General features: G+C 40.4%; 13 protein-coding genes and 1 pseudogene. All 14 read right to left on the bottom strand.

Features of this window, described 5'->3' with window-relative positions; translation table 11 throughout:
- Positions 1-106: 106 nt before the first annotated feature.
- The 14 genes and pseudogenes from HFK82_RS00805 to HFK82_RS00740 all read right to left on the bottom strand — a co-directional run bounded on the left by HFK82_RS00805 (position 107) and on the right by HFK82_RS00740 (position 12288).
- Positions 107-817: an ABC transporter ATP-binding protein gene (locus HFK82_RS00805; protein ID WP_168260453.1), complete on the bottom strand. Its 711-nt coding sequence runs from the start codon at positions 815-817 to the stop codon at positions 107-109.
- A complete protein-coding gene (locus HFK82_RS00800) occupies positions 817-1581 on the bottom strand; it encodes an ABC transporter ATP-binding protein (protein ID WP_154454570.1) in 765 nt (254 codons plus the stop codon). The genes HFK82_RS00805 and HFK82_RS00800 overlap by 1 nt, the downstream gene beginning before the upstream one ends.
- Positions 1581-2534, bottom strand: a complete 954-nt coding sequence (locus HFK82_RS00795) for a branched-chain amino acid ABC transporter permease (protein WP_154454569.1) — start codon at positions 2532-2534, stop codon at positions 1581-1583. Before HFK82_RS00795 ends, HFK82_RS00800 begins: the two co-directional genes overlap by 1 nt.
- A gap of 3 nt (positions 2535-2537) precedes the next feature.
- Entirely contained in the window at positions 2538-3422 is an 885-nt protein-coding gene (locus tag HFK82_RS00790; RefSeq protein ID WP_168260452.1) for a branched-chain amino acid ABC transporter permease, read from the bottom strand.
- A 51-nt stretch (positions 3423-3473) separates the two neighbouring features.
- Complete coding sequence (locus HFK82_RS00785; RefSeq protein WP_168260451.1) at positions 3474-4655, bottom strand: ABC transporter substrate-binding protein; 1182 nt, start codon at positions 4653-4655, stop codon at positions 3474-3476.
- Positions 4656-4758: 103 nt separating this feature from the next.
- Positions 4759-5010 carry a DUF2129 domain-containing protein gene (locus HFK82_RS00780; protein ID WP_168260450.1) on the bottom strand — a complete coding sequence of 84 codons (252 nt, stop codon included), beginning with the start codon at positions 5008-5010 and terminating at the stop codon, positions 4759-4761.
- A gap of 3 nt (positions 5011-5013) precedes the next feature.
- Positions 5014-5442: a YlbF/YmcA family competence regulator gene (locus HFK82_RS00775; protein ID WP_154454565.1), complete on the bottom strand. Its 429-nt coding sequence runs from the start codon at positions 5440-5442 to the stop codon at positions 5014-5016.
- Positions 5443-5545: 103 nt separating this feature from the next.
- The gene (locus HFK82_RS00770; RefSeq protein WP_154454564.1) at positions 5546-6136 is read right to left on the bottom strand and encodes an ATP-dependent Clp protease proteolytic subunit; all 591 of its coding nucleotides are present in this window, start codon (positions 6134-6136) and stop codon (positions 5546-5548) included.
- A 160-nt stretch (positions 6137-6296) separates the two neighbouring features.
- Positions 6297-6926 carry a uracil phosphoribosyltransferase gene (gene upp, locus HFK82_RS00765; RefSeq protein WP_154454563.1) on the bottom strand — a complete coding sequence of 210 codons (630 nt, stop codon included), beginning with the start codon at positions 6924-6926 and terminating at the stop codon, positions 6297-6299.
- Between the two features lie 108 nt (positions 6927-7034).
- Positions 7035-8042 carry a helix-turn-helix domain-containing protein gene (locus tag HFK82_RS00760; protein ID WP_168260449.1) on the bottom strand — a complete coding sequence of 336 codons (1008 nt, stop codon included), beginning with the start codon at positions 8040-8042 and terminating at the stop codon, positions 7035-7037.
- Between the two features lie 36 nt (positions 8043-8078).
- On the bottom strand, positions 8079-9053 hold the full coding sequence (locus tag HFK82_RS00755; RefSeq protein WP_168260448.1) for a helix-turn-helix domain-containing protein: 975 nt from the start codon (positions 9051-9053) through the stop codon (positions 8079-8081).
- Between the two features lie 17 nt (positions 9054-9070).
- A pseudogene (locus tag HFK82_RS00750) lies at positions 9071-9885 on the bottom strand (oxidoreductase).
- 261 nt (positions 9886-10146) lie between these two features.
- Complete coding sequence (locus tag HFK82_RS00745) at positions 10147-10665, bottom strand: Rossmann-fold NAD(P)-binding domain-containing protein (RefSeq protein WP_240928793.1); 519 nt, start codon at positions 10663-10665, stop codon at positions 10147-10149.
- A 222-nt stretch (positions 10666-10887) separates the two neighbouring features.
- Positions 10888-12288, bottom strand: a complete 1401-nt coding sequence (locus HFK82_RS00740; protein ID WP_168260447.1) for an NAD-dependent succinate-semialdehyde dehydrogenase — start codon at positions 12286-12288, stop codon at positions 10888-10890.
- Positions 12289-12349: the final 61 nt, after the last annotated feature.

Genomic DNA, 12349 nt, shown 5'->3' with positions numbered 1-12349 from the left:
CTCCAAATCCTTTTTTCGCAACTATTATACCATATAACGCTTTCTTTTGATATCAGGGAAATGGTTCATGCTAGTTGCAGTCAAGTGATACTATTGGCAATTATCACTAGCTTCCTAGGTAAGCTTTACGCACTTCTTCAGAAGCCAATAATTCTTCACCTGTTCCTGACAAGACAATCTTACCTGTTTCCAAAACGTAACCACGGTTAGCGATGGCTAAGGCTTTGTTGGCATTTTGCTCAATCAACAAGACTGTTGTTCCTTGTTTTTGGATATCTTGGATAATGTCAAAGATTTCTTGAATGAAAATTGGCGCCAATCCCATTGATGGTTCATCTAAAAGCAATAATTTGGGTTGACTCATCAAGGCTCTTCCCATAGCAAGCATTTGCTGTTCACCACCTGACAAGGTTGCAGCGTCTTGTGATTTACGTTCTTCCAAACGTGGGAAACGGTCAAAAATTTTCTTCAAATTCTTTTGATTTTCTTCACGGTCACGGCGTAAAAAGGCACCTAGTTCAAGGTTTTCTAAAACCGTCATTCCTGGAAAAACGTGTCGGCCTTCAGGAACTTGCGACAAACCAGAAGCCACAATTTTACGAGCTGGCTCTTTCTGAATCTCTTTTCCTAAAAAGTTGATTTCGCCAGCACTTGGACGCACCAAACCTGAAATCGTACGGAGAATAGAGGTTTTACCAGCTCCATTAGCACCGATAAGGGTCACGACTTCGCCTTCATTGACTTCAAAAGAAACATCCTTAACCGCTTGAATCACACCGTAATGCACAGACAAGTGGTCCACTTTTAACATCGCCATTACCCTTCACCTCCTAAGTAAGCTTCAATAACACGTTGGTTGGTCTTGATTTCGTCTGGTGTTCCTTGGGCAATCAGACGACCATATTCAAGCACATAGATGCGCTCTGTTACTTCCATGACAAGGCTCATATCGTGTTCGATTAGCATAATCGTGATATTAAATTCGTCTTTGATTTTGCGGATGAGTTCTGTCAATTCTGCTGTTTCTTGCGGGTTCATCCCTGCTGCTGGCTCGTCCAAAAAGAGAATTTTGGGTTTGGTTGCCAAGGCACGCACAATTTCCAAACGGCGTTGTTGCCCATAAGGAAGATTTTTAGCAAGAGTATCAGCTTCTGTTTCCAAATTGAAAATAGCCAATAAATCCAAGGCCTTTTGACGCAATTCTTCCTCGCTTTGGTAGTATTTTGGCAAGCGCAAGAAACTAGCTAAAAGATGCGGAGAAGTTTGATTAGCCATCCCAATCAAAACATTGTCCAAAACCGTCATTTCCTTAAACAAACGAATGTTTTGGAAGGTACGCGACAAGCCCAAAGACGCAATTTTATAAGGTTTCATGCCATTTAAAATGGTACCATCAAGTGACACAGTTCCCTCACTTGGCTCATAAACACCTGTTAACAAGTTGAAAAGTGTGGTTTTTCCAGCACCGTTTGGACCAATCAAGCCAACCAATTCACCTTCATTGAGATGCATGGTAACATCACCTACGGCTGTCAATCCGCCAAAATTTTTGGTGAGCTTTTTAACATCAAGAAGTGCCATTACTGCTTACCTCCCTTAGTTTTGTTAAAGAATCGAGATAACGTGAATTCCTTCGTTCCCAAAAGTCCTCCTGGTCGGAAAATCATAACCAAAATGAGGGCAAGAGAATAGATAATCATACGAAGATTTGAGATATTTTGCAAGAACATATTCAAAATACCTAGGGCAACCGCCGCTAAAATCGTTCCTGTAATAGAACCAAGTCCACCAAGAACGGCGATAATCAAGTAGTCGATAGATTTCATAATGGTGAAATCTTTAGGAACAACTGTACCGATGTAACCCACATAAAGCGAACCTGCGATAGATGAAATAATAGCCCCCATCACAAAAATCAGCACTTTCATCTTGGTCACGTTGACACCCATAGCTTCGGCTGCAATTTCATCTTCACGAACGGCAATCACCTGACGTCCCATTGATGAACGTAGGAAATTCAAGACTAAAATGGTAATCACCACAACAAAAGCAAAGATAACAGGCCATGTAGTATAAGGTAAAATACCAGTCAAACCAGCAGCTCCGTTAGTCAAATCGCCACCATTGACAATCAAGATACGGATAATCTCAGCCATACCCAAGGTTGCGATGGCCAGATAGTCCCCCTTCAACCGCAAGGTCGGAATCCCAAAAATAAGGGCAACCACAACGGCAATGAGAACCCCAACGAGCATTGATAGGTAAAAGCCACCGTAAGTTGGATTTTGCTGAGTCATGATGGCTGTTGCGTAAGCACCGATAGCCATGAAACCAGCCTGCCCCAAGGTGAATTGCCCTGAGAAGCCAAGAACCAAGTTGGTTCCAAGCCCCATCAAGATACTAATACCAATCCCCATCAAAATTTGCACGTAGTACAAGTTTAAAATATTTGTGCGGGTTAAAACCTCTAAAATGGCATAAAGAACAACAATCAAGGCCAGCCATGAAAGATTTACTTTTAGATTTTTTTTCATTTTCTACACCTTTTCTTTTACGTTTTTACCGAGAATACCAGCTGGTCTTACTAATAAAATGATAATCAAAACACCGTACACAACGATATCACGATAGCTTGAAAGATTTAGAGAAATGGATAACGTTTCCAAAATTCCAATGACAAAACCACCTAAAGCAGCCCCTGGAATGATACCAATACCACCGAGAACGGCAGCGACAAAGGCTTTAATACCTGGAGTCATTCCCATCAACGGCTCAATTGAATTGTAGTACAATCCAATCAAGACACCTGCAGCACCAGCTAGTGCTGAACCAAGAGCAAAGGTAAAGCTGATGGTTGAATTGACGTTAATCCCCATCAATTCTGCTGCGTCGCTGTCAACAGATACTGCACGCATGGCTTTCCCCATTTTCGTTTTTCTAACGATAATTTGAAGAGCCACCATCAAAACAAGAGCCACAATAAGGATAAGCAACTGAATATTGGTTACAGTAATCGAACCAATGTGGTAATTGACAATTTTAATAGCTTGTGGGAATGAACGCGTGTTAGCACCGACCAAAAAGACCATGCCATACTCCAGCAAGAAGGATACCCCAATTGCTGTAATCAAAGCAGAAATACGTGTCGAATGGCGCAAAGGTCTATAGGCCAGAAATTCGATAAGCATCCCAAAAATAGCCGTTGTAATCATTGTCACAATCAAAGCCATCCAAAGATTCATGTGCAAAGCGCTAATCGCATAATACCCAATGAATGCCCCCAGCATATAAATATCGCCATGAGCAAAGTTAATCAATTTAATAATCCCATACACCATGGTGTATCCAAGGGCAAGTAAGGCATAGATACTGCCCAGAATAATACCATTAACCAGTTGTTGGGGAAGTTGTTCTAAAAACATATAATACCAAACTTTCTAGTGATGTGATATAAACGTTGCAAAAATCATTCGTTAGTTTTTCCCATTGATTTCGACTGCTTCAGCTGAGGCTTCTGCACCATTTTCCATCTTAACCATCAAAGCGGTTTTGATTGGATTGTGATCTTTATCAATCGTCATGGTACCAGTCACCCCGTCAAATTGAGAGAGTTTCGCCAAATTATCAGCAATGTCAATAGACGTTTTAGCACCTTTGGCAGCTTCTGCAATCATGTAAACCGAATCATAAGCCAAGGCTGCAAACATATTAGGCTCAGAACCGTATTTTTTCTTGTAAGCTTCAATAAATTGCGTTGCTTTATCTGAAAGAGCTGTTTTGGTAGAATAACCTGAAACGTAGTAAACGTCGTGTGTATTGGCCACACCAGCCAAGTCAGCAAAACTATCGTCATTAAATCCGTCAGGACCCAAGATTGGCACTTCAATGCCCATATCACGCGCTTGTTTTGTAATGATACCTGTTTCTGTATAGTATCCTGGCATGACAATCGCATCATAATCCAAATCTTTGAATTTTGTCAAAGCTGATTGGAAATCCTTGTCGCCTGAGGCAAAAGTGGCCACCGTTACGATTTCACCTGGGTAAACTCTTTGAAATTCTTCGGCAATCCCTTTGGCATAGTCACTTGAATTGTCATAATAAAGAACGACTTTTTTAGCATTCAAGTTTTGGTAAGCGTATTGAGCAAGAACCTGACCTTGGAAACTGTCTTGGAAAGTTGTACGGAAAATGTATTTTTTCACGCCATCTTTGTCAATGGTCAAATCATCTTGCGTACCACTAGGCGTCAATAAAGGGACACCCGTTTTTTGAGCATTCAAGCTGGCTGCTGCTACGGCACCTGATGTCGCTGGGCCAATCATTGCATTTACTTGGCTTTGAACCGCTAAGTTTGTAGCAGCTGTTGATGCTTCCGCATTTTCCGATTTATTATCCTTGGTGATGACTTCAATCTTTTTGCCGTCAACCCCGCCAGCCTTGTTGATTTGCTCAACTGCTAGGTTAATCCCGTTTTTTTCGGCATTACCGTAGGCCGCAACCGAACCTGTCAATTCCAAATTGACACCGATTTTCAACGTATCGCCAATGGTTGTTCCTGTGGCGTTTGCGGTAACATCTGGCGACTTATTGCAACCAACTAAAACAAGGGCTGCTAAAAAAGGCAACAGAAATGTGGTAACCTTTTTATTCATAGCATCTTTCTCCTTCAATACCTGATAATCCAGATAAAATATACTGAATTATCAGAAAATTTTTTATATTAAATAAATTTTAGTTATCAGAAATTATATTATATCAAAAATTTTCCAGATTGCCTACAAAATTTTGGTTAATATTGTCCAATTGTGACAATGAAACTGATTTCACAAATTTCAAACGGGCAATTTCGTTTGCAATGGCTGGCGCATCGGCCTTATTGACATACAAAATTTGATAGTGCATTTTTCTAGAATGATAGAGGACATCGCCGTATTTTGCCAACTTTCGCGCATCACGATTATAATACAAATAAACGATAATCCCTTGTCGTTCCGTCTTTTCAAACATAGCTTATCCTCCTTTATGATGGCATTGGTGATGAGATGAGTGGGCGGCTAGGGGCAGTCCCGTATCCACAAAAATAGCAGATGAAATCACTGACGAGATGTCTTGGGTCAATTCTGCTAAAATCTTTTGCACCGCAACTTCACTTTGCCGCAAAGCACTCATTTTCTCATGCATATCAATTGTTCTTTTTGTTTGAACCAATTGACGACGCAAGGTTTTGACTTCAGGGCGAAAAGCTGCATAAGTCTCAACAGCCTCATATTCTTGCCGCAGGGCTTGAAAAACTGCAATGTCTTCTTGCAAAGCCTTATCTGAGAGAAAGACTTGCCGCACCGCAAGGTAATCTTGTACGCTATCTAAGGCTAAAAAGGCTGCAACAACCTCATCAATCGCATCATCAATGGCTAATAATTGGTCATCAATTGTCAACATAAATCGATTATACCATATTTGTCTGAAAATGTACCCTCACCTTGTTTTCAAAATAGCACAAAAAAAGCCTGCAAGAGCAGACTTTTATGATAAGGCTTATGCCTTAGTTTAATTCGTTGTTGACCATGATTTCATCGATGAAGCCATATTCAAGGGTTTCTTGGGCACTCATCCAGTTATCACGTTCAGCATCAAGGTGAACTTTTTCAAGCGGTTGTCCTGAATTATCCGCCAAAATTTGTTCTAAGTTTTGACGTGTTTTCAAAAGGTGTTCAGCAGCAATAGCCATATCTGTTTGTTGTGTACCGCCACCAGTACCACCCATTGGTTGGTGAATCATGTATTCAGCATTTGGCAACATGAAACGTTTGCCTTTAGCACCTGAAGAGGCGATGATGGTACCCATAGATGCTGCCATACCCATAACGATAGTTTGAACATCTGATTTGATGAAATTCATTGTATCCACAATCGCCAAACCAGCAGATACTGAACCACCAGGAGTATTGACATAGAGGTAAATGTCTTTAGTATTGTCTTGGGCGTCAAGGAATAAGAGTTGAGCAATGATTGAATTTGCCATATTATCTTCAACAGGTCCAGTCAACATGATAATACGGTCTTTCAATAAACGTGAATAAATATCGTATGAACGCTCACCGCGGCTTGTTTGTTCAATTACTACAGGAATCATAAATATTCTCCTTTTTTAAATAGTCAGAGCAAGCTGTTTATCAAGGATTGTGCTGTGCTCGATTGATATGAGTTTATTATAGTCAATTGGTCAACAAAGGTCAAATAAAAACGTCGCTTTTTAAAAACTTTCTAGCCGAAACTAGAAAGTTTTCTGAATATTATTTTGTTCCAAATAAGCGGTCACCAGCATCGCCAAGACCTGGAACGATGTAGCCGTGTTCGTTTAGTTTTTCATCCAAAGCGGCGGTGTAAATATCCACATCTGGATGAGCTTCTTGCAAGGCTTTGACCCCTTCAGGAGCAGATACGAGGCAGACAAACTTAATGTTAGCAGCACCACGTTTTTTCAAGGAATCCACTGCTAAAATGGCTGAACCACCAGTGGCCAACATTGGGTCAACGACGAAAATTTGACGTTGGTCAATATCTTCTGGCAATTTCACCAAGTATTCAACAGGTTGTAAGGTTTCTTCGTCACGATACATACCAATGTGACCAACCTTGGCTGCTGGTACTAGACTAAGAAAACCGTCAACCATCCCAATACCTGCGCGCAAGATTGGAACGATAGCTAATTTTTTACCAGCCAATTGTTTTTGAACTGTCTTTGTAATAGGTGTTTCGATTTCGACTTCTTCTAGAGGAAGGTCACGTGATACCTCATAACCCATTAACATGGCAATTTCATTAACCAATTCACGAAAATCTTTGGTTGACGTTGTTGAGCGACGCAAAATAGACAATTTGTGTTGAATCAATGGATGTGAGATAACTTGAAATTTTCCCATAATTCTACTCCCTTTTTCATTTTTTGGTATAACCCTATCAATTATATCAGAAATACGAAAAATATGCTCATGATTGACTGACAAATGTCATCATTTTTGTGCCTTTGCTCAGCTAATATTTTGTTGATGAGAAAGGTTAGGTTCGGTTAATAATTTGGTTTGGTATTGTTTAAAGGTCATGCCTGTCCAGCGTTTAAAGACTCTTAGTAAGCTTGAACTTTCAGCATAACCAAGCAAGTATAAGATATCCTCAGTAGATAGACGCAATTGCAGATAGGAGCAGACCATGGCTTTTTGCACTTCTTGCAGTTCTTTATTAAAGCTAGTCCCTTCAGCGACGAGTTTACGTTGTAAGGTTCTTGAGCTAGTGTCTAAACGTTTAGCAAGGGTGTTCAAATCTCCCTTACCGCTAGGGATACTGCGTTTGAGTTCTCGGCGAAGTTTTGCTGTCATGCTATCTTCTGCTACTGGTGAAAAGGTATAGTTTTGGTCAAACAAGGATTCTAAGTAAGACCACATCATGTTGTGAGAAGGAGAGAAATACCTTTCCAAATCGGCTTTAACCAGCAGCATTTGATTATCTGCATCTATTTGTATTGGACAAGCAAATGTGTCATGTAAGATATCCTCGTAAGGATAAGGAGTAGTGACTGAAATGGGATGAATATCAACGCCCGTTCCAGTCCTCAAAACATCTAATAAAAGCAATTGCTGATTAATAATGAGAAAACGTGGTAGAGGCTTGTCAGGTAGCATATAAGAAAACTGAATAGAAACAGTGTCCCCTAAATCCTCCACATGAACAAGGACAGATCCATTGCTTTTTCGATAGGTTTCAATGCGTTCCAAGGCCTCTAAACCATTACGGCAAGACAAGGCTGAAAAATAGGGAGGAAGCAGCATTTTGACGTTAACTAGCTGACTAATCGAATAAATGACCTCATCTGAAATCTCTTCTTCCAATATTTTAACCAATTTCAAGTATTGAGCGGCATCGTATTCGATTTCGTCTTGCCAAAGTTTATTGGGCAGCTCGGCTTTTTCCAAAATATCTCGCATTTGAATATTTATGGAAGACAGGAAACTTTGAAACTGTGGTGTAATGATTAACTTCATCTTTGGCGTGCTTATCCTTTTCAAGAGCGGACGATGCTAATCGTCAGTTGAATTTTTGTATTCGGTGATGGTCATTCCAGTCCATTTTTTGAAGGCGCGTGAGAAAGAAGAAACTTCAGCATAACCAATCAAATACGCGACCTCATCAGTAGTCATTTCTGGTTTTTTCAAGTAACTTAATGCTAATAATTTTTGAACGTTTTGCAATTCTTGGTTGAATTTGGTACCTTCAGCACTCAAGTTGCGTTGTAAGGTGCGGCTGCTAATACCCAAGGCTACTGCGATATCCTCAACTGAGAATTCCCCACTTGGAATAGCTTTGTAGAGCATTTGTTGGACAACACCTGTAAAGCTTTCACCAGAAATAGCTTCGGCTAGGCGTTCTTTCAATTGCGGCTCCAAATAATCCAGCATGATGTTGTTAGCTGTGATAAATGGGCGTTCTAAGTCAGCCTTGTTGAAGATAATTTCATTACCTTCGGTGTATTTCACGTGGCAACCAAATGATTCTAAGGCTTCTTGACCGTATTCGAAAGAAACCCCTATACGAACAGGTTTTATGGCTTCACCTGTTCCTGTCCGAATCATATCCAAAATCAAATGTTGCTCATTTAAGACTGCAAAGCGTGGCAATTCCAAGCCTGTGTAATCGTAACGGTAGCTCACTCGCACCAAATCATCAAAGGTTTCAATATCCACAATGATTGGTCCTGTGATGCGTTTAAATTTTGCAAAATGCTTGATAGCCATCAAGCCGTTTTTTGACGACAAAGCGGCAAAAAACGGTGGCATCATCATTTGGATGTTTTTCAGACGGCTCATTTCTAAAATTTGCTCATCCGTCAAGAGTTCGTCCAAAGCGGTTAATAAATGGAAGTAATCAAGTGTTGATAACGCGAATTCTTCTTTTTGATAATCTTCTTGATAGCGCAGTGACTCAGGTAATTGGTCTAAGTCAACATCAATGCTTTTTAAAAATTGAAAATATTGGCCACTCACACTTAATTTCATAATTTATTTCCCCTTAATTAGCTTGCGTGTTTCATACTATAGTCAAATAGACGAGTTGGTAAGATAGTGTGTAGGAAGACAAGTGGTTTAGCTCCCATACCAATCAAGTAACGTGGGCGAGGACGACGGCTGTTGACCGCTTTTGAAATCGCACGTGAAATGATTTTTGGATCAGACATCATGTTACCTGAATATTGGCTACGCATACCTTTTGCTGCTTTTGTAGCTTGTTCTTCGTAAGCTCCACCTTTTGCAGATGCTTCCAATTTGTCAGCTGCGATGAAGCCCCAATCCGTTTTGATACCACCTGGTTCGATGATTGAAACGTCAATATCAAAGTCAGAGGTTTCCATACGAAGAGCATCAGACAAAGCTTCTACGGCGTATTTTGTTGCATGGTACCAAGCACCAAAGTAAGTTGTCAAACGACCACCCATTGATGAAACGTTGATGATGCGTCCTGATTTTTGTTTACGCATATGTGGCAATACTAGTTGAATCAATTCCGCTAAACTAAATACGTTAACTTCAAATTGAGCGCGTGCTTCTTCCATGCTAACGTCTTCTAGGGCACCGTATGACCGTAACCAGCGTTGTTAACCAAAACATCGATGCGACCTTCGTTTTTGATGATGGTATCGACTGCTTTTTTGATTGAATCGCCATCTGTCACGTCTAGGTAGATTGGTTTAACACTTTTAGCTTTCAAAGGTTCCATAGCATCCAAACGACGTGCTGCACCGTAAACGATATGACCTTGTCCAGCCAAATCTTCTGCTGTTTGATAACCAATACCACTACTTGCTCCTGTTAACAAAATAACCTTTTTCATTTTTTCTTACCTCTATTTCTTCTTTTTCAATTGATATCTTTATTATAGTCCTTAATTTTGGCTTTTGTCATAACTTATAACGCCATTATTATGACAGTTAATGACAAACGCAATAACATTTTTCGTCATATTTTTAGTGAGCGCTGTTCATCATGTCATCATGCAGGTAAACCGTTTGTTTGGTGCGGCGTTCTGCATTTTTCACCATTGCTTGCGCAACGTTTTGTGGGGTGATACCTTTCCAGCCAGACATTGGTCCGACTAGGACAGGTGAGATGACTTGGAAAATCTTAATCCAAATGGCATCGCCAAGTGCAGGTTCTCGCGGTCAGGGGCGATGAGCATTGACAGATGGTAAAAACGCACATCACCAAGTGACATACTGCGTAGCGAATCTTCTAAGCGCCCTTTAACTTGCAAATATTTGTAATAAGATATTTGGCTATTGGCACCCATAGCAGATACTAAATTAAAGCTTCTGATTTTACCTTGACAAATTTTCGCGAATTGGAAATCATAGCCAAAATCAACTTTTTCAAATAACTTGCGGTCATCTGTTCCAATGGCGAAAAAGACATCTGTGTCTTGTAACACCACATCATCGACAATCGGATGGTTAAAATCAATCAAGATTCTCTTCATCTTGTCATGGTCTGGTAAACGTCGAATAAACTCACGTCCTAGGACATAAACCTTATCATAGTAAGCACTTTTCAGTGTTTCATTTAAAATATGGCCACCTACTTCACCAGTAGCAACTAAAATAATTGCTGTTGCCATACTCTTTTCCTTTCTTACAAGTACCTGTCAACACATCCTTAAGATGTTGACTCTTAACTTTTGACACTATTATTATACGTCTAAAGTATTGGAAATAAAATGATAAAGGATGCCTTTCATTTGCCATTTTACGACAATCCTTGACAGCTTTCATCAAAATGAACTGCTAAAAAGAAAAAGAGTGTAGCCTCTTAGCCTCTTAAGGAGTCGTCTTATCTATAATTATAAATGGAAAACTTTCATATCAATGCTATTGCTATTGATGTATTTTTGGTTAGTAAATTCACGGATACCGTCAGCACCTAATTCACAGCCGTAACCTGAGTTTTTGATACCACCAAATGGAATAGCTGGTGATGGAAGAGTTGGTTGGTTAACACTGACTGCACCTGATTCCATTTGTTCAGCAAGGCGGTAAGCACGTTCTGGTGATTCCGTGTAAACTGAGCTACCTAGACCGTATTGTGTACCATTAGCAAGGGCAACCACTTCTTCTTCAGTGTCGAATGAGAAGATCATCAAGACAGGACCAAAGATTTCTTCGTTGAAGATTGGGTTATCTGGAGTCACATTTGTCAAGATAGTCGGTTGAACAAAGGCTGTGTCTTCTGGGACAGGTTGACCATAAGTTGTTGCTGTTGCACCGTGTTCAACGGCAAGGGCAATTTGTGCACGAACTTTGTCAGCGGCTTTTTTATTCACAACAGGAGCTAGAGTTGTTGCTTGGTCCATTGGGTCACCAGATACCAAGTTGCAAACAGCTTCTTTGATTTGTTCCATGAAAGTATCGTAAAGGCTAGAGTGAATGAACATACGTTTGTCGCCTACACAAGCTTGACCTGATAGGGTTAGGCGTCCAACCATAGCACCTTGCATCACTTTTTCCATATCTGCATCGTCTAGAACAACCATGGTATCAGAACCACCTAATTCAAGGACGATTTTCTTAAGGTTTTGACCAGCTGTTGCAGCCACACCACGTCCAACTTCTGTTGAACCTGTAATAGTCACACCTGTCACACGAGGGTCAGCAATGACACGGTCAGATTGTTCGTAGCTGACAAACAAGCTTGTGAAGACACCTTCTGGTGCACCAGCGTCACGCATCAATTTTTCCATTGCAAGGGCACATTGTGGTACGTTTGAAGCGTGTTTCAAGACCATCACGTTACCTGCCATAAGGGTTGCTGACATTGGACGAACGATTTGGAAGTAAGGAGCGTTCCATGGTTCGATTTGGTAAATAATTCCTGTTGGTTGGTAGATACCTACTGCATCACCTGCGTTTTGGTCAGGGTTTTTGATGATTTCTGGTTTCAAGTATTCAGCACCGTGATCAGCGTAGTGGTTAAACATATCAGCAACCACGTTCATTTCCCAAGCTGATTCCATGAAGAGTTTTCCTGTTTCAAGTGTATTGTAGCTTGCCAACTCTTCGCGGCGTTCCATAACTAATTCAGCAGCGCGGTGAAGGATTGCTGCACGTTCTTCAAACGTTGTGTTTTTCCAAGATTGGAAAGCTTCGTGAGCTTTGGCTAATTTTTCTTCTAATTGAGCATCTGTTAATGTATCAAATGTTGCAAGAACTTCGTTGTTATATGGGTTTTTACTTTGGTATGGCATAATCAAATACCTCTTTCGTTTTTTAGTTATTTTTTTATTTGGCCTCTCTCGACATTATGGT

The sequence above is a fragment of the Streptococcus alactolyticus genome (genome assembly GCF_012277075.1).
GTDB lineage: Bacteria > Bacillota > Bacilli > Lactobacillales > Streptococcaceae > Streptococcus > Streptococcus alactolyticus.
This window is presented reverse-complemented; position numbering and strand designations above follow the sequence as displayed.